14 protein-coding genes are annotated in these 19,400 nt (G+C 42.3%); 1 reads left to right on the top strand and 13 read right to left on the bottom strand.

The genetic code is table 11. From position 1 onward, the window contains the following. Window positions 1-138 precede the first annotated feature (138 nt). From OD355_RS08365 to OD355_RS08320, 10 genes are all read right to left on the bottom strand, one after another. Window positions 139-723 (bottom strand): DUF4126 domain-containing protein, encoded by a 585-nt coding sequence (locus OD355_RS08365; protein ID WP_263038012.1) that lies wholly within the window; start codon window positions 721-723, stop codon window positions 139-141. A gap of 37 nt (window positions 724-760) precedes the next feature. Then, window positions 761-3,934 carry an ATP-dependent helicase gene (locus OD355_RS08360; protein WP_263038011.1) on the bottom strand — a complete coding sequence of 1,058 codons (3,174 nt, stop codon included), beginning with the start codon at window positions 3,932-3,934 and terminating at the stop codon, window positions 761-763. Window positions 3,935-4,090: 156 nt separating this feature from the next. Then, window positions 4,091-4,579, bottom strand: coding sequence for a 50S ribosomal protein L9 (rplI, locus tag OD355_RS08355; RefSeq protein WP_263038010.1), 489 nt, complete (start codon window positions 4,577-4,579; stop codon window positions 4,091-4,093). A 150-nt stretch (window positions 4,580-4,729) separates the two neighbouring features. After that, complete coding sequence (gene rpsR / locus OD355_RS08350; RefSeq protein WP_263038009.1) at window positions 4,730-4,996, bottom strand: 30S ribosomal protein S18; 267 nt, start codon at window positions 4,994-4,996, stop codon at window positions 4,730-4,732. Between the two features lie 2 nt (window positions 4,997-4,998). Then, a complete protein-coding gene (gene rpsF / locus OD355_RS08345) occupies window positions 4,999-5,355 on the bottom strand; it encodes a 30S ribosomal protein S6 (RefSeq protein ID WP_263038008.1) in 357 nt (118 codons plus the stop codon). Between the two features lie 128 nt (window positions 5,356-5,483). Then, window positions 5,484-5,771, bottom strand: a complete 288-nt coding sequence (locus OD355_RS08340; protein WP_263038007.1) for a chaperone modulator CbpM — start codon at window positions 5,769-5,771, stop codon at window positions 5,484-5,486. 11 nt (window positions 5,772-5,782) lie between these two features. Continuing rightward, window positions 5,783-6,694: a J domain-containing protein gene (locus OD355_RS08335; protein ID WP_263038006.1), complete on the bottom strand. Its 912-nt coding sequence runs from the start codon at window positions 6,692-6,694 to the stop codon at window positions 5,783-5,785. A 70-nt stretch (window positions 6,695-6,764) separates the two neighbouring features. Continuing rightward, complete coding sequence (locus OD355_RS08330; protein WP_263038005.1) at window positions 6,765-8,759, bottom strand: protein-disulfide reductase DsbD family protein; 1,995 nt, start codon at window positions 8,757-8,759, stop codon at window positions 6,765-6,767. Between the two features lie 72 nt (window positions 8,760-8,831). Then, complete coding sequence (locus OD355_RS08325) at window positions 8,832-9,281, bottom strand: protein-disulfide reductase DsbD domain-containing protein (RefSeq protein ID WP_263038004.1); 450 nt, start codon at window positions 9,279-9,281, stop codon at window positions 8,832-8,834. A 104-nt stretch (window positions 9,282-9,385) separates the two neighbouring features. Continuing rightward, window positions 9,386-10,360, bottom strand: coding sequence for a DUF6427 family protein (locus OD355_RS08320; protein ID WP_263038003.1), 975 nt, complete (start codon window positions 10,358-10,360; stop codon window positions 9,386-9,388). A 236-nt stretch (window positions 10,361-10,596) separates the two neighbouring features. On the opposite strand from OD355_RS08320, the gene OD355_RS08315 reads away from it, so the two are divergent. Beyond that, on the top strand, window positions 10,597-12,621 hold the full coding sequence (locus tag OD355_RS08315; protein ID WP_263038002.1) for a KUP/HAK/KT family potassium transporter: 2,025 nt from the start codon (window positions 10,597-10,599) through the stop codon (window positions 12,619-12,621). Window positions 12,622-13,141: 520 nt separating this feature from the next. On the opposite strand, the gene OD355_RS08310 is transcribed toward OD355_RS08315, so the two are convergent. The 3 genes from OD355_RS08310 to ileS form a co-directional block, all read right to left on the bottom strand. Next, entirely contained in the window at window positions 13,142-14,488 is a 1,347-nt protein-coding gene (locus OD355_RS08310) for an IS5 family transposase (protein WP_263038001.1), read from the bottom strand. Between the two features lie 431 nt (window positions 14,489-14,919). Next, complete coding sequence (locus OD355_RS08305; RefSeq protein ID WP_263038000.1) at window positions 14,920-15,888, bottom strand: TraR/DksA family transcriptional regulator; 969 nt, start codon at window positions 15,886-15,888, stop codon at window positions 14,920-14,922. Between the two features lie 9 nt (window positions 15,889-15,897). Further along, window positions 15,898-19,326: an isoleucine--tRNA ligase gene (gene ileS / locus OD355_RS08300; RefSeq protein WP_263037999.1), complete on the bottom strand. Its 3,429-nt coding sequence runs from the start codon at window positions 19,324-19,326 to the stop codon at window positions 15,898-15,900. Window positions 19,327-19,400: the final 74 nt, after the last annotated feature.

Genomic DNA, 19,400 nt, shown 5'->3' with positions numbered 1-19,400 from the left:
ATGTAGTAAAAAACATGCTTGCAATCATATTAGTTGAGGACTGATTGTTCAGTGCTTTCTGCCCGGCTTTTTTTCTTCTTTTACAGGTTATGCAGTGTGAGGGAGCTTCACTTGACACGATTATAGTTTATATCAAAGCTACTGCTCCACCGCCTTCTTTCTTCTTTTGATCATTTTATGGATAATAAAAATAAACAGCAGGATAAATACCGCGCCCATAGCAACCGGTATTACAATAGCCAGCACAGAACCACCGATAGCTGCTGCATTTTCACCGGTAGACACCACTGCATTGCCGGTGGTAAGGGTGGCCTTGCTGGAAAACAAACGCGTGAGAACCGTACCGGACTGCACTATGCCCGCACTGCCGCCACCTACAATCAGGCCCAGTATCCAGCGCCAGATCTCATTGTCAACGGGTACGATAGAGGTAGTAAGTAAAGCGCCCGCTATCATAGCCAGTGGCGATGCTAGGGTATCCAGAAAATTATCAACAACAGGAATATAATATGCCAGAATCTCTGCTACCGACGCAGAACCAAAAGCTATAATAGCCGGCCAGGTAGACAGCCATGCAAAGTTTCCTGAGAAATTTCCGACAAACGGCAACACATTAAAATGCCCTGCTAGAGAAGCTGCAAGCAATGGCACAAAAACCCTGAAACCGCAGCAGGCACTAAGCCCGATGCCCAAAAATAAAGCCGTGATCAGTTCTGTACTCATGTTTTTATTTTAATGAATACAAATTTAATTCCACAAATCATGCTTCTTGCTCAGCCTGGGTATTGTGCAATGCCACAAATAAATTATTGTCTTTTACAAAATTGCAATAAGCACAGTCAGCTTTGCCGCAGCCTTTGTAGAAATCCCTTTGCTGTATTTTTTGCCAGGTATCTTTGATCTGGGCCGTAACAAAAGCCACATCTTCCGGTGATACCACTATTTTCTTTTTATTGTATTGTTTCTTAGTATCCGGTTCTATAAAATCAAATTCTGCACTCACGGCATGCCAGTCCTTTATACGGTCATTGTCCATGAGTATCTTATAAAACACAGCCTGGCGCCAGTAATCGCCGCCTAAGGGCGCTTTCTCATCAGGGGCTTTTAATTTTTTCAGCGCATTTTCAAATTTACCCGTTTTGTAATCCACAACATTTACTTCTTTACCGCTAAACTCCAGCTTATCCAGCTTTCCTTTAATGGGAATGCCGTTGACGGTTACGTTCTTCACCGTACGCTCTACCACCACTACTTTATTCCACTCAGCGATATATTTTTCATAGTAATTGCCAAGGATCTCTTCACCGTACTCCAGCCGTCTTTTGTAGCTTTCTTCGGTAAAGCTTTCCCGGTGCCTGTGCAGGTACCATTTAAAATCATCAATAAAGGTATGCTTTGCAGGAAAGGTATTATCATTGTCTTTCATTCTTTCAAAAAGGCGCTGCAAGGCAAAGTGCACGGCAGATCCGAATTCCGTAGCCTCATTCTTGGCAGAGGGTATGCGCAATAAATTATTATAATAAAATTTCAGCGGGCAATCCAGGTAGTTATTCAACGCCGTCACATTCATTACAAACTTTTCCAGCAGCCTGTCCATAAGATCAGCTTCTGAATTTTCAATTTCCGGCGCTTTATTTTCCAACAGTTGCAGCGCCTGGAATTCAGCAACCACGCTATCATCCAATACCTGCGTCACTGGTTTAATATCTGCTGCCTGCAGTATCTCAGCAATAAACATGGTAGCTTCCAGGGCTTTGCCTTCATGGTTACATGCGCTGTAGCTAATCTGCAGGCCACGCTCTGCCCGGGTAACGGCTACATAGAACAGTCGCCTTAATTCTTCAATGTCCCTGTCCTTATCAGAATTTACGGTAATAGAATCATAGAGATTGCCGGGTAAGGCGTATCCCAAGCCTATCTTTCTTTTCTTTTCCCAAAAGTTAGCATTGCACCCTGCAAAGAATACATATTCAAATTCCAGGCCTTTAGAACCGTGTGCAGTCATCAGGTTCACGCCTTTGTCTGTGCCGGTAATGTTTACCAGCGGCAGCGGTATGTTTTCTGCCTGCATCAGGTCTAAACGTACAATAAAATCTTTCAGGGTCATCATAGGCGCGCGCCTGGTTTCTTCTTTCAGGAAATCGAAGAGTGCAGTAAGAACCTGTAATAATTTTACTTTACGCTGGCTCTGCAATACGTACTGCATGATGCCGGTATTGTTGAGCACATGCTCAAACAGGGTTAGCAGTGTTACATTCGGCACATCTGAGATGAGCTTTTCGATGGCGTCACTTGCTCTTGCAAAGTTTTTATTGGTATCGGTGTCAAATAAGGTGGCTTTATTTTTTACAGATCTGTCGTGGATCTCCCTGCGCAGGGAAGTAGCATTGGCAGTAAACTTTTTATCGGCCACTTCCACGGCAAGTTTTGCAATTTCTATAGCCGGTATAGAAAACCAATCATGATGCAGTATTTCAAAAAGCATGGCATCGCCGCCGTAGGGCGTATCCATTTCAGCATCCAGGTATCTCAGTAACAACAATATCTTTTTTGCAAACGGATCGTGAAATAAGTTTACGCTGCGCTTGGTATAGTAAGGTATTTGTTTCACCTGCAGGTAGCGGGCCAGCTCCTCTCCGTATTTATTCTCTTTATAAATAATTCCTATCCTGCCGGGCTCAACGCCTTGCTGTATCAGGCTTTCAGCCTTGAGTGCGATTGCCATCATCTCGTGTGCCGGGCACGCATATTCAAACACTTCAGGCAAAGAAGTAATGTTCTTTACCTTTTCATTGGACGATATAAGTTGCTTGGAAATGTCGGGAAGTTGCACCGTTAACCGTTCGCGGTTGTTGTTGATCAGCTGCATGGACGTATCCAGTATCGGCTGAGATGAACGGTAATTGTTGGTGAGCATGATGGTTAGCAGGTCATTGGTATAATGGTTGGCAAATTCTATCATGTTCTCTACGTTGGCGCCCTGGAAGCGGTATATACTCTGGTCGTCATCGCCTACCACAAATACGTTCGGTTTATCCCAAAAACTTATCAGCAGCTTTACCAGGCGGTTTTGTGTACCGCTGGTATCCTGGTATTCATCTACCAGTATGTATTGATACTGCTCCTGGTATTTTCGCAGTAATAAATTGTTTTCTTCAAAAGCTTTGATCACCCAATTGATCATATCATCAAAATCATAGCGGTTTCTTTTGTGCATCAGCGCCTGGTAGTTATCAAATTCGCCTACTGCTGCCCGCAGTTTCTCCATCTTGTCTATCATTTCCTGCATTGCAGGCCTGGGATCACCTTTTTTGTAATTGGTGGTAGTACGTTGATATTTGTAAGCTTTAAAATGGCTGCTGCCTTCTTCGCAGTCACGTATCTCGCACAGGAATTTATCTATTTTTTCTATGAGAAAATCCGGTGTCCAGCCTTCGCGCTTCATGGTACTGAACAGGTTGCTCAGCGGCATCATCTCATAATATACATCTCCGCGATAGCGCTTTAAAGGATGTCCTTTCGGAAATGCATCTATCAGTTCTTTCAGGTATTCAATCTTCTCCAGGTCAGAAACAGGATCAAGCGCATTTTTTTCAAAAACAGAAAGATTATCCTGGATAATGTCGTTGCAGAAAGCATGAAAGGTGGCTATATGCACCCTGTAAGCATCTGAGCCTATAAAAGATTGCAGCCTTTTGCGCATGGCCACAACGCCTGCATCTGTATAAGTAAGGCAAAGGATATTATCGGGCTGGGCATCTGTTGTCAATAATATTTTTCCTATGCGTGCTGAAAGTATTTGCGTTTTGCCTGTTCCCGGGCCTGCTATCACCATTACAGGGCCTTCTATGGTATCAACTGCTTTCTTCTGGGCTTCGTTCAAGCCTTCATATATTGTTTGAAAACGTTTTTCCTGTTCTTGTTTCGTAAGCATATCTGAGTTTTGAAATATGGCTTAAAGTTAATCAAAACAAGCTGATTATATGAATGTATCTAACCAAAAAACAGGGCGTGTGCATACATCTCACACAGCGGCAATAAAAAAAGCCGCTCAAAAATTGAACGGCTTCAATATGCTTTAAAGTACCGGCTATGCTTCAGCTTCAGCAGCAGGAGCAGCAGCGGTTTCACCGTTTTCGCCTACAACTTCAAAATCAATTTCTGTAATGTTGTTGTTACCGAAATCAATGGTTGCTTTGTGTACGCCCAGTTCTTTTACTTCATCTACAATACTGATGCGCTTGCGGTCAATATCGTAGCCTTTCTGCTCGCGTATGGCGCGTGCTATCTGCAGGGAAGTAACGCTACCGAATATTTTGCCTGAAGTACCGGTTTTCGCTGTAAGTTTTACAGGAGCTGCTTTCAGTACTTCTACTACTTTATTCATTTCAGCCAGCATGCTGGCTTCTTTCTTGGCTTTTACTTTTTGTTTTTCTTCTAATTGTTTCAGGTTAGAAGGATTAGCTTCAACAGCTAATTTCATCGGGATAAGATAGTTGCGCGCGTAGCCGCTTTTTACCTCAACCAATTCGTTGGGTGCGCCCAGGTTATCCACATCTTTTATTAAAATTACTTTCATTGCTTGTGTTTAGCTCCCAAGAGCCCAGTCAGCATTTGCTTTAAGACTGTCTCCTGCATTGCAGGATTAGGGAAGGTGACTAATTAATTTGATAATTGACCATTGACAATTACCCTTGTAATTATAAACTATTTTAAAAGGTCTTATAAACTATTTTAAAAGGTCTGCTACGTACGGAAGCAATGCCATCTGGCGTGCCTTCTTTACTGCATCAGATACTTTGCGCTGAAATTTCAAAGAGTTACCTGTCAAACGGCGAGGCAATAATTTACCCTGCTCGTTGATGAATTTCTTTAGAAATTCAGTGTCTTTGTAGTCAACATAACGGATACCATACTTTTTAAAACGGCAGAATTTTTTCTGTTGTTTTTCCTGTTTGTGTGCAGTAAGGTACTTGATCTCATTTGCTTTAGCCATAATTATTCTGCTGCTTTTTCAGGTTCGGTATTTTTTACACCACTTCTCTTTTTGGCATTGTACTCGACGGCGTATTTATCGAGTGCAGTGATCATGTGACGAAGAACCTGGTCATCGCGGTTCATTTGTACTTTAAACTTCTCATTGAAGTCGGATGGCGCACTGTATTCCAGAACCCAGTAAATGGCTGTGGTTTTTTTCTGGATAGGATACGCCAGTGATTTTAATCCCCAGGGGTTGCTGTGCACGATTTCTCCGCCATGACTTGTGATATAGTCGGCGTATTTTTTCTGAGCGGTTTTGAATTCTTCGTCAGAAAGCACAGGGGTAAAAATCACCATCAATTCGTAATTGTTCATTACCCTGAATTTGTTTTTGGTTAAATAATTAAATTTCGAGGTGCAAAGGTAAGATATTATCGGGAAATAAATAAGTTTTTTTGCATCGTGTGGGAAGCAGAAACTTAAAGGGCAAAATATTCTTAAGCTTAATCAAAAAAGCGCAACCTTCTTTTGAGGTCATCTATTTCGTGCTGCATGCTTTCCATGCGTTGCAAAAGCTGGTGAATAGTGTCTATCCCGGCAGGGCTGATGTCGAGGTCATAGTGCCATGCTGTAAATTTCTCCAGATCGGGCACAAATGCATCATCAATGAAACGCTGCCTCTCCATTTCAATTACCTCAATCAATCCGAGCTCTTCCAGAGAATCAATGAACGAAGTTTCCACGCTGCAATTGGTACAATATTCTTCAACTAAAATTAAATTTCTTTCCATGATCCCAGTTTTTAAGATTGCGCTAATTGTTTGAATAATTCTTTTTGCTGTTCAGTAAGATTCACTGGAATGAGCACGTTATAAGTTACTATCAGGTCACCGAACTGCCCTTCTTTTTTGTAAACGGGAAAGCCTTTGCCTTTGAGCCGTGTTTTGGTACCGTTCTGTGTTCCGGGCTTTACTTTTAGTTTTACCTTACCGTCCATGGTATCTACAGTTATCTCGCCACCTAAAACAGCCGTATAAAGATCAATGTTTACATTGGTATAAAGATCGTTGTCCAGCCTTTTGAATTGTGTATCGCCGGAAATCTTAAAAGTAATGTAGAGGTCGCCAGCCGGGCCGCCGTTTACACCGGGGGCGCCATATCCTTTCAGCCGTATCTTCTGCCCGTCTGCAATACCGGCAGGAATGGTAATGCGTACGTTCTTATCATTGATGGTAAAGGTGCGCTGGTGTGTTGTGTAAGCTTCACGCAGGGCAATTTCCACTTCTGCATTGAAGTCCTGCCCTTTGTACTGGCGGCTTCTGCCACCCGAAGCACGATGCCCGAAACCGGCGCCTGCAGCACCTCCGAACATCTGTTCAAAGAAGTCTGAGAAATCTCCTTCGCCAAAATCTGCCTGTGAATAAAACTGCCCGCCGCCGGACTGGTACTGCTGCTGCTGTGCACGCCGCGCCTGTTCGTATTCTTCGCCATGTTTCCAGTTCTCCCCGTACTGATCGTATTTCTTCCGTTTTTCAGGATCGCTGAGTACTTCATTGGCTTCGTTAACCTGCTTGAATTTTTCAGCGGCCACTTTATCGTTGGGATTCAGGTCCGGGTGGTATTTGCGGGCCAGTTTACGGTACGCTTTCTTTATAGAATCAGGCGAAGCATTCTTATCAATGCCCAGTATCTGGTAGTAATCAATAAAAGCCATGTATCAGATTTATAAGTTTAAGTTATCTGTATACAAATCTAATACATTAGCCTTTAAAGGAGTTATAAAATTATTTACTCCTGTTTTCAAACTCTGCTTTTACCGCATCCAGGTGTTTGATAAATTTTTCAATGTTAGAGTTATAGCCGTATTTAATATTGCTGAGCTCTTTGCCATCCGTATCAAGGAACATGTACAAAGGCTGGGCATTGAAACCAAAACGGGTAATCTCGTAGTCAAGGTTTTTATCGCCCACATTGGTGATTTTTTTGCCGTTCTCATCTGTATAAACCTGTGCAGGCGGAAGATCCGTTTTCTCATCTACGTACAGGCTGATCAGTACAAAATTCTCGCGCATTCTTTTCAATACTTCAGGATCGCTCCACACTTCGTTCTCCATTTTCCGGCAGTTGGCACAGGACCAGCCCGTGAAGTCAAGCATTACCGGTTTGTTCAGCGCTTTGGCCGCTGCCATGCCTTCTTCCAGATCGAAATAGGCTGTAAGGCCAAAGGGCACGTGCAGTTTATCTGCATACAATTTGGGAGGCTGCGCCGTACCGGTAGCAAAGCTCGCTGTGTGGTTGCCGGACATATACTGCAATTTGTTCAGGTCAAAATCCTGGGTGGACGCCGGAGGGAAAATTCCGCTCCAGAATTTTAAAGGAGCACCCCAAAGGCCGGGCAGCATATACAAAGCAAATGAGAAGCTTGATATGGCTAAGAACAACCTCGGCACGCTGATGTATTTCAGGTCGCTGTCGTGGTTGAACTTCAGTTTTCCCAATAAATACAATCCTAAAAGCACCGCCAGCACGATCCATACAGCCAGGAATACATCCCTGTTTAATAAACCCCAATGGTACTGCAGATCTACCATAGACAGGAATTTTAATGCCAGCGCCAGTTCAACAAAACCAAATACAACTTTCACGGTATTTAACCAGCCGCCGCTCTTTGGCAGGCTGCTGAGCATAGACGGGAATAAAGCAAACAGGCTGAATGGCAATGCCAGGCCAGCGCTGATACCTAAAATACCCAGCACTGTACCCAGGCCTGTACCCTTTGAGCTCGCTTCTGCCAGCATGCTGCCCACGAAGGGGCCTGTGCAGGAAAACGAAACAATTACCAGTGTGAGCGCCATAAAGAAAATGCCCATTACACCCCCTTTGCGCGCTTTCTCATCAGATTTATTGGCCCATTTACTCGGCAGCGTTAGTTCAAAAGCGCCAAAGAACGAAATGGCGAAAATCAAAAAGATGAGGAAGAATAAAATATTTGCCCCTGCGCTGGTAGATACCTGGTACAATACCTTATCGCCAAATATTTTTGTAATGATCAGCGTGGGAATGGTATAAATAGCGATTATAGATAATGAATAGATAAAAGCGCTGCGAATGCCCTCTGCCCTGCTCTTGCTTTTCTTTAGGAAAAAACTGACCGTAACCGGTATAAGCGGGAATACGCAGGGCGTAAACACCATTGCCAGGCCAACTAAAAATCCTAAACCCAATAAGGCCCATGCAGATTGATTACTATTATCAGGGGCTGTAGCGGCCGCGTTCAGGCCACCTTCTGCTGCTTCCGATACTTTAGCATTTTGTTTGGCCGGGTCGTAGACGGTCACTATTTCTTCTACGCCGCTGGGGAAATTTTCTCCCTGCATGGCCAGCCAGGTGATCAGGCCTTTGATCGTAATTGCTTCTTTTACATTGTGCAAAGGCACCAGGAAAGTAACTTTATCTTTGTAATAATGAATGTTTCCACCCACAGCCTGGTTGTTTTCGGTTTCGAGTGTACCGATCTCGGTGATCGTATCTGTGGCACGTGTAAACTGCTTAATACGCTCGTCCAATTCTATCTGGGTAATAAACGCATCTTCTTCAGAGAATTTTTTTGTGGTAAACAACTGCACGTTTTCAGCAATAGTCGCATCTATTTTCAGGTTGGAAAGACTGTCGTTTACTTTTTGAACTTCATATTTAAAGGTAACCGGAGAATTTGTTTGTGCCATACCTGTGAGGGAGCATAACAAGAAAGCAAACACTAACGGGGAAAAATATTTCATGCAAATAATATTAAAAATGAAAAAGTCTGCAAATCTAAGCAGACTTTAATCTTATCAAAAATATAGCGCGTTTTATTGCAATTTTATAACAACGGATTTGCTGGTTGGTGGCAGACATTGATTGTCATCACACACCATATAATTGACATTTGCAGTTAGGGATGTCTTCACATTATTTTTTACCTTAACTTTCTGTACGAATTTTACGTTGCCGTCAAAGAATTTAACATTGGTCTTAAAATTCTTGTCGTACACTGTTTTCAGGTTTCCTATCTCTTTGGCTTTGCCGTCCAGCGTTACCAGCGGATTTTTAGAGAAAACGATCTCTGTTGGTTCCGGGCCGCCGGAGGGTGTAAATTGGGAATAGATATGCCAGGGCTTCTGTACGTTGGCTACAATAGTTACCTCATAAACTCCGTTTCCTTTTTTAACTGCACTGGAACTAAATGATACCGGGTCTTTCTGGCTGAAAGCAGAAAATGCTACAAATGCTACAATTAAAGTCAGTAATAATTTCTTCATATGTTGTCTTGGTTTAAATATGATCATTTGATAACACTCAATACAAAAGGTTTAAAATTAAATAGTTCTAAATTCAGGTAGTACAAATATAGGTTTGCTGAAGCTTATTTTAAAATAAATTTTCCCCATCCTACATACCAGCAGGCCAGTATGATTACCCAGAAAAATAAGGCAGAAACAATTTTAGACCGGTTGTAAATAAAAAAATTAGCGGCTATGCCTGCCGCAGGAACGGCAATGATGATCAGTGTTTCCAGGGAATGGTCTTCTAAAAATACAATGCCCGCAGAAAGCAACAATAAAGCAGTGAGCATTAAAGACCAGCCCTTCCTGGCAACAATCAGCATGTTGGCGTAGGGTGTTTTCATTAATCCAAGTACCACCATACATACCAGTACAGAAAATGCAATAATCAGCTCACGGCTGTCTTTGAATTGTGGTATCTCCCAGCCGAAATCAGGAATGTATTTCATAGCAAGCGGCAGCATATCCGTGAGGTAAAAAACGGAAACTGCAAAATACAACGGCAGGATAACGGCAAGTAAATAAATAAGAAACGTTTTTAAGGTAAAAGTGGTAAAAGTAAAAATACCGATTAGCATAATTAACACCAGCATGAAAGAAGGTATATACAGCAGCGCACATAGCCCGGCTATGAAACCGATATTGAACACAATACCATTTTTATCATCCCTGTGAGACAAATGTAAGCACAGGCTGAACATCCAGATAATGAAAAAATTAATGAATAAACCGGGTGTCATATTGTTCCACAAGGGATACAGCCCTGTAAATAATATATAAACCATAGCCGGTAAATACCCCTGCGGCAACATTTTCCTGCTCTGCAATAGGTAGTTTAATCTTAGCGCCTGTACAATCACGATAAGATGGTATAAAAAAGACAGGAAAACCGGCGTCCAGTTTTTCATTGGCGCCATTATAAAATCTATCAGTCCGTCTTTGGCAGTGACAACCACAGCAGGTGCATTAAACAAAAAAGATACATGCACTACCGCACTGAGCAGTATCAGTAAAAAAACAGAAACAGCAGACTTTTCTTTAAATAAGGAAACCAAGGATAAATATTTTGCAACAAATATAACCGATAAATTCCTGTGCGCACCCAATCAGCCCCTTATAAATTTCCCGCCCGCAGCTTTTCAGTAAAGAAAACAATGAGCATCACTTATTGCCACAACACATTGTTTTAACGAATGTTCATAAAAATGAGCGGTAAAAAATAATATTAGATTTAAATATACCCTAACATTGCATAGATTTTGTATGCAGAAGACTTCAAAGCTTTTACAAAGTGAATAAAAGAAACATCCACACCCTAAGCGCCGCAGGCCTGTTAGTAGCTTTAGGTATTATCTACGGTGATATCGGCACATCTCCCTTATACGTTTTCAGCGCTGTGATCAATGGTAAAATACTTGATGAAACACTGATACTCGGAGGCCTGTCCTGCATAATCTGGACATTAACCCTGCAAACAACTGTGAAGTATGTATTGCTAATGCTAAATGCAGATAACAAAGGTGAAGGAGGTACATTTTCTTTGCTGACATTGGTACGAAGACAGAAGAAGTGGCTGATCTTTCCGGCTATGATCGGCGGTGCATTTCTGCTTTCTGACGGCATCATTACACCGCCAATCACCGTTACCTCTGCTATTGAGGGTATCCGGCAGATCCCCGGCCTTGAAACCATGCGGCAAAGCAGTGTTGTGAGCATTGTGCTGACAATACTTTCAGGGTTATTCATCGTGCAACAATTAGGCACGGCAAACATTGGAAGGGCTTTCGGCCCGGTAATGTTTGTGTGGTTTTCCATGCTGGCGATCATGGGCATCATCAACATCCACCACGATTACAGTGTATTAAAGGCTTTCAATCCCTACTATGCTGCACGGCTGCTGACGCAATACCCGCATGGATTCTGGATCTTAGGAGCCATATTCCTGTGTACCACGGGTGCCGAAGCCCTATATTCCGATCTCGGGCATGCAGGCAAAAAAAACATACGCATAAGCTGGATATTTGTAAAAGCTGCTTTAATACTCAATTACATGGGACAGTCTGCTTACCTGCTAACCATGAAAGGCAAAGTTTTCGCCAATACAGAACTACTGGCAGACAAAACTTTTTCGAGCAAATTCCCGGCAGCTGAGATACTGGAAAACCCGTTTTACCAGATCATGCCTGAATGGTTCAGGATCATAGGTATTGTTATAGCCACCATGGCTGCCATCATTGCATCACAGGCCATGCTTTCCGGTTCATTTACCCTTATCTCTGAAGCTATCCGTTTGAACGTATGGCCCAAGATGAAAATAAAATATCCCTCAGAAGAGAAAGGACAGGTGTTTATACCCGGCCTGAACCTCCTGATATGGGCAGGTTGTGTCGGCGTGGTATTGTATTTCCAGAAATCATCCAGGATGGAAGCCGCTTATGGCCTGGCCATTACTTTGTGTATGATAACAACCACATTGTTGTTTGCCTTTTATCTTATCAAAAAACGCGTAAAAAAATCACTTATATTGTTGTTCCTGGGTGTTTACGGCACTATAGAAATATCTTTCCTTATAGCTAACCTCGAAAAATTCCCGCACGGCGGTTATGTAACGCTCATAATCGGCGGCATATTGTTTACCATCATGTATGTGTGGTACAGAAGCCGCAAGATCAAGAACCGCTACGTGGAATTTGTGCGCCTTGAGCATTATATTCCCATGATCCAGGAGTTGAGCAATGATAAGACGGTTGCCCGGTACACTACCCACCTGGTTTACATGACCAGCGCAGATAATCCTAAGGAAATTGAGCATAAGATCATCTATTCCATTTTGAACAGGAAGCCGAAACGTGCTGATATCTATTGGTTTGTGCATGTGGATACACTGGATGACCCGTACACGTCAGAATACACCGTAGAGCACATTATTCCCAACGATATTATCCGCGTGGAGTTCAGGCTGGGCTTCAGGGTAGAACAAAAGATACAAGCCATGATGCGCCGGGTGGTGGAAGACCTCATTGCTAATAAAGAAGTGAACATCACCAGCCGTTACGAAAGCCTGGAAAGAAACAATATTGCCGGCGACTGGCATTTTATTGTAATGGAAAAATATCTTTCCACCGACAATGAACTACCTTATTTTGAAAGGCTGATCATGAAATTGTATTTTGGCATAAAGAAATACAGCCTGAGCGAAGAACGCAGCTTTGGCCTTGACCCAAGCTATGTGCATGTGGAGAAATTCCCGTTACTGGTATCTACCACCAGGACTATTCCACTGAAACGGACTTACAAACATGGGGAGGAGGTGTAAAGCATGGAGCAGCTAAGGGGGACCTACTCTTACAGAACAGGCTGCAACCCTTCGTCAAAAAACTCGGCCGTATCCACTTCAAGACGGAAGCCCGTTTTTCAAATGTAGAAACAGAGGGTTCCACCTTTCTATTCTCAATGCGGCTGTATTGTCATTGCGGACACCCGAATCTGCACATACTTCCTTTTGAGAAAGGTGCTTAACCTCTCTCAAACTTTTGATATTCTTAACTATTAATTCTACTGTCTGTGCCATAATCGCCTCAATTATACAGCAAAGTTAATAAAATAGCCATTTTATTGCAATGAAATAAAATTTTCATGTGTGTATATTTTATTTGTTTTTTAGTTGCCACATGGAATAGCCTTTATTCATTCGCGGTTGGTATGCAACTTTGCTTATGGCTATTTCATGTGTGTATATTTATTTTTCTTTATGGTCACATGGAATAGCCTTTATTCATTCGCGGTTGATATGCAACTTTGGTTATGGCTATTTCATTTGCTTATTTAGTTACTCCTTAACAAGTTTGTATTTTTAATTTTTTATGATTGAAAAGCCAATTAAAGACCATTTGCAGGAAATATGAAAAATAGAAAATGATTTTCTCTTTGAGAATTTCCATCATTTTCTTCATATTCCATGCTGTTGCGGCTAATAATGCGTTGATTTGTGGTCCGGATTCTCCCAGGAAGTAGTTTTGAGCCAGCCTGAAGTCTGTTTTCAAATGCCCAATGATAGGCTCTATTGCCGCTCTGCTTCTGAACTTCTTGCGCTTGTTTTGTTTTTGATAGGCGGTATCTGTTTTCCTGGCCTTGTTTGGAACAGAGATTTTTACACCTTTTATTTCCGACTTTCCTTTTCCGCCGCGGTCGTAAACCAATTCTTTCGGGAGCCGCTGACCGCCTGCTTCCATTTGCTCCAAGAGGGGCTCTATAGTGTGGCCGTCGTAAGGTGTCTGTAAAAATGCCTTAATGCCGAGAATGATTTTCTTCCCTTTGCCCGAGGTGGTTATCAATGCGACCTTATTGCCGAACTCGTACTGTTTATGCGATTTTCCTTTGGCAATACAGCGAGTAAATGGTTTGTGGATGCTGTAAATTTTATCGGGGTCGTTTCGTTGTTGGTTCACCGCCCTGGTGTAGAGCGAAAGCTGTTTGCTGTAAAAAATTTGTTGTGCCGGTGTGAGATTGCGTTGCAGTTCCCGAATGAGTCGCCGCGCAATGGTTTTTAATTTCTCCCGGGATTTTTTAGCCAGCCTTGCTCTTTTCGGATGCTTGCCGTTGTAGGTGTTGCGCAACAATTGCTTGCTGACTTTCGTGTAACGCTGCCTTTGTTTGATGTCTTCGTTTTCAGCAATGGCATTGCAATAATCAATCACTTTTTTGCACAGTTTGGCATCGGTAGGAAAAGTGGTATTGTTTTCCTGAACGGTCGTATCCGATAGAACAAAATTTGAGGTATTTGTTTTAGCATCATGCATTTTTACGCTATAGCCAAAGATTTTTTCAATGCCGTTTTCGCCAATTCTTTTTCGGAAATGAACAAAATTGCTTGGGTCGCAGGGAAACTTGTGTTCAAAGAAAACTCTGCCACAAAAATACTGCATGTAGGGGTTCATAATCCAGGTAGATGCAAGAGTTTCATCTCCCAAATTGTAAAGGTGCTTCAGCAGCAGGCAGCCCACCATAAAGCGGATCGGATGGCTCGGATTGCCCGTTTTGGAATATAGCGCAGAGAATTCTTTTTCAAAATAATCCCAATCTATTTTGTCGGCAAGCAAAACGAGTTCGTGCTTATTGTCAATAAAGTCCACCAACATCGGGCGAAATAGTTCAGGCTGTTTTTCAGGATTTTTTCCCAACATATTTGCAAGATTTTAAAGCTCGAATTTACAAAATCCGGCAATAAAAAACAAGAAAAATAGTAAATAATTTATTGAATATCAATGCTTTAATACCAAATTAAGGAGCGACTATTTATGCATATAAGTATATATCCGTAGGTAAAATAAATATTCATTTGATGCAAAAAATAATTTAGCGTATGGAAATAGCGGAAATCAAAGCACAGTTGAACATACTAAGGCGTATTGGAGCATTACGGATTACAGCCGAACAGGAATAAAATGTTATGCTGACCTTCCATGATGACAAGGACGTCATCTTTGTAGTATTTTGTATCAGCCTTATGCTTATTGTGGTTAAAAATTCTGTAGGTCACCAAGGGTTTGCAGATTATAAAAAATATAAGGCAGCCCTTGTGAAGCTGCCTGTATTTTATTGTAACTAAATTAAATTATTGCGCATTGCTGCTGCCGTTCCTCCTGTTGAGTTTGGCTTCAATGCTTAAGGTAGCATGAGGTACTGCACGCAGGCGGGCTTTATCAATCAACTTGCCGGTAACACGGCAAATACCATAAGTCTTGTTTTCAATCCTGATTAATGCTTTCTCCAGGTTATCAATATAAGCAATCTGGCGACTTGCCATTTGACTTAGTTGCTCTCTTTCCATACTTACGGTACCGTCTTCCATAGTCATGTACCTGCTTTCAACATCGCCTCCCATATCGTCTTTACGCGTAATGATGCCCTGTAAATAGGCTACTTCGCGCCTTGCATCTGCTAATTTTTTTGAGATGAGTGTTTTAAACTCCTGCAGATCTTCTTCCGAATAAGTTACCAAAGGTTGCTGATTGCCGTCGGCCTCTCTCTGCTCCAGCGGTGTATAAGAAGGTTTATAGGATTTTTTAGAAGTAGTTGAGATCTTAGGCACTTTCACTTCTTTCAAAGGCTGACTTTCTTTCTTTACTTTTTTGGCTATCTCAGGCGCATCTTTAGCTGCTTTTTTAGCTACTGCGGGTTTATCGTTTTTCTTTACAGGCGCTGCCGCGGCTTTAACAGGAGCAGCCGGTTGCTTAGAAGCTGGTTTGGCGGTTGCAGCCGTTTTCTTTGGTGCAAGCGCAGTTGCAGCTTTTTTTGCAGGAACAGCCGCTTTTTCAGGAGCTGCAGCTTTTACTGTTTTTTTTGCCATAGGCGCAGCACCCGCCTTCTTTACCGGGGCAGCTTTTTTAACAGTACTTGCTTTTTTTATCGCCGCTTTGGGAGGCGCCGCTACTTTAGGAGCTGCTTTTTTAACTGCAGCAGCTTTCTTAGCTACAGCTTTTTTAGCAACCGGTTTCGCAGTTGCAGCTTTTTTCACCGGTGCCTTCGGCGCTGTTTTGCTCACTTTCGATTGTTGTACCGCTTTTTTCTTTGTAGTAGCCATATCAAAATATTAACCTTTTTTATGAATTGTAATGTATAACAGGTTATTGTCCACCTCCACCTCAACGCTGTCTTCCAGATGTGATACAAATGTTAGTTCATCTGCCAAAATTTCCGCACAAATATAATCTTTAAATCTAATTATGGATGGCTTTAAAGCCTGACTGTCTAAAATTTGTACAAAAATACGATCAGAAAGATCAAATTTACGTTCTTTTCTAATATTTTGTACACGATTTATAAACATTCTTGCGTTGCCCTCCTGCCTCAGTTCCTCGTTAATAGTAATATCCAGGGCAATGGTTACTTTTCCTTTGCCTGCTACTGACCAGCCGGGTATATCTTCCGCAGTGATAATTACGTCTCCGGGAACCAACTCCACGGGCTCATTGTTAACCGTAAGCGTGAAGGTGCCCGTCTGTTCCAGAACTTCAATATCTTCCTGAGACATCTTTTCAATTTCCGCTGCCGTTGCTTTCATCCTTGGGCCGAGCTTTTTACCTAAAGATTTAAAATCAGCCTTGATCTTTTTTGAAATTACAGAGTTGGATTCTGTTATGTATTCTATTTGTTTAATATTCGTCTCTGACTTAATGAGGTCCTCCACCCTTTCAAGCTGGGTTTTCATATGGGCATCCAATACAGGTATCAATACTTTCTGCAAAGGCTGGCGTACAATGATGTTTTCTTTTTTCCTGAGAGAAAGTATCAGTGATGAAACATCCTGCGCAAGCTCCATTCGCTCTTCCAGGGGTTTATCGATCAGCGCTTCGTTGGCTACCGGGTAATCCGTATGATGTACACTTGTGGCTTCAAACCTGTTTGTAACAGCATTTAAGTTTCTGAAAAGTTCGTCGCTGAAGAAAGGAGCAAGCGGCGCTATAAGCCTGCTGACTGTTTCCAGGCACTCATACAAAGTCTGGTAAGCAGAAATTTTGTCGGTTTCATATTCACCTTTCCAGAAACGGCGCCTGCAAAGCCTTACATACCAATTACTTAAATGTTCATCTACAAATTGGTCAATAGCTCTGAAAGCAATGGTTGGTTCATATTCTTCCAGGTTTTCATTAACTGTCTTTACTAATGAATGAAGGGTGGATAATATCCAGCGGTCAATTTCAGGCCTGTTATCATCAGCTATACGGCCTTCTTTGAAAGCAAAACCATCTACATTGGCATACAAAGCGAAGAACTGGTAAGTGTTGTACAATGTACCGAAAAACTTCCGTTGTACTTCTTTGATACCATCAATATCGAACTTGAGGTTGTCCCAGGGTGATGCGTTAGTCATCAGGTACCAGCGTGTGGCATCTGCACCATATTTATCAATTGTTTCAAAAGGATCAACGGTATTGCCGTGGCGTTTAGACATTTTATTACCATACTTATCTAAAACTAACCCATTGGATACCACTGTTTTAAAAGCGTTACCGGGATATTTACTTTCATCAACCTCTAAGCCGGCAGTCCTCAGTTCCTCCAGCACATCTTCTTTCACGAGTGAACTGATGGCATGCAGCGTATAAAACCATCCGCGGGTTTGATCCACACCCTCGCAAATAAAATCCGCCGGGTAGTTTTCAGCAAATTTTTCTTTATTCTCAAAAGGAAAATGCCACTGGGCGAAAGGCATAGCACCGCTGTCAAACCATACATCTATCAGGTCCGGTACCCGCTTCATAGGTTTACCTGAGGCAGAAAGCAATTCAATATTATCTACAATTGGCTTGTGCAAGTCAATGTCAAGCAATGAATTGTTGAGTTTTAACGTGATATGTTTATTATACCCTGCTTCGGAGGCCTTTATATACAAATCAGTCAGTTCCTTAACGCTGCCTATGCAAACTTCTTCAGTACCATCCTCTGTTCTCCACACCGGCAAGGGAGTGCCCCAATAGCGGCTTCTGCTCAGGTTCCAGTCAACCATATTTTCCAGCCAATTACCGAATCTGCCTTCCCCGGTAGACTTTGGCTTCCAGTTGATCTTTTTGTTCAGTTCTATCATCCTGTCTTTCTGAGCGGTAGTTTTAATAAACCACGCATCCAGCGGATAATACAAAACCGGTTTGTCTGTACGCCAGCAATGAGGATAGCTGTGTTCATACTTCTCTACTTTAAAAGCCTTACCTTCTTTCTTTAATTTAATGGAGATATCTACATTAACATCCTGATAGTCATTATCATCTTTATAGTTCTTCACATACCTGCCGCTAAACTCTCCCATGCCTTCTACAAACTTTCCTTCCTTATCTACCATAGTAAGCACTCCAATACCGTACTTCTGCCCCACACGGTAGTCATCGGCTCCAAAAGCCGGAGCTGTGTGTACAATGCCGGTACCATCTTCTGTGGTTACAAAATCTCCAACCAACACCCGAAAAGGGTCGCCGCCGCTGATAGCAGCCGTATTGGCATCGTACTGCATCAGTTGTTCATAGCGCAGGTTTTCTAATTCCAGGCCTTTAAATTCAGCCAGTATTTTCCAGGGGATGCTTTTATCGCCGGCTTCAAAATCGTCAAAAGAACCGTTTTCTTCCTCGGCTTTAAAATATTTCCCTACAAGATTTTTTGCCAGTATTACGTTTTGCAGATCGTACGTGTAAGGATTAAAAGTCTGCACCAACACATAATCAATATTAGGGCCTACAGTGAGCCCTAAGTTGGAAGGCAGTGTCCAGGGCGTGGTGGTCCATGCCATAAAGTAGACAGCGGGCTCAGTACCAGCCTGGCTGTCAGCTAAGGCATTAAATATTTTTTCCGCAGCGGCATTGCCTTCATTCTTATTTTTAAGCAACTGAAACAACACCGTAGCGCTGGTATCCTTCACATCTTTGTAGGTACCGGGCTGGTTCAGTTCATGCGAACTTAAACCGGTTCCGGCGGCAGGCGAATATGGCTGGATGGAAATGCTCTGATACAGGTAGCCGCGGTTGTACATTTTTTTTAATAGCCACCAGAGCGTTTCAATATAATTGTTTTCGAATGTAATATAGGGATTGTGCAGGTCTACCCAGTAACCCATTTTTGTAGTAAGATCGTCCCACTCCTTTTTGTAACGCAATACAGCCTCCCGGCACTTCTTGTTGTATTCTTCAACTGTGATCTTTGTACCAATATCTTCTTTCGTAATGCCAAGTTCCTTTTCCACGCCAAGCTCTACAGGCAAACCGTGCGTATCCCATCCGCCCTTACGCTCTACTTTATAGCCTTTCATGGTTTTGTAGCGGCAGATCATATCCTTGATGGTGCGGGAAATTACGTGGTGAATACCGGGCATGCCGTTTGCACTGGGCGGACCTTCGTAGAAAACAAATGACGGTGCGTCTTTTCGCAGTTGAATACTGTTCTCAAAAGCATTTTCAGACTGCCATTTACTCAATACCTCTTTTTCTATTTGCGGCAGATTCAGCGAAGCAAACTCTTTATATTTATTACTCATTGAAATTTGTTGTAAAATGTGTGCAAAGTTAATAATAAAATAGTAATTAGGCTAAGATGCATGATCTTACAAAA

The organism is Haoranjiania flava, from assembly GCF_025631005.1.
GTDB classification, from domain to species: domain Bacteria; phylum Bacteroidota; class Bacteroidia; order Chitinophagales; family Chitinophagaceae; genus Haoranjiania; species Haoranjiania flava.
Note: the sequence above shows the minus strand (reverse complement) of the source record. Positions and strands in the feature narration are given on the sequence as shown.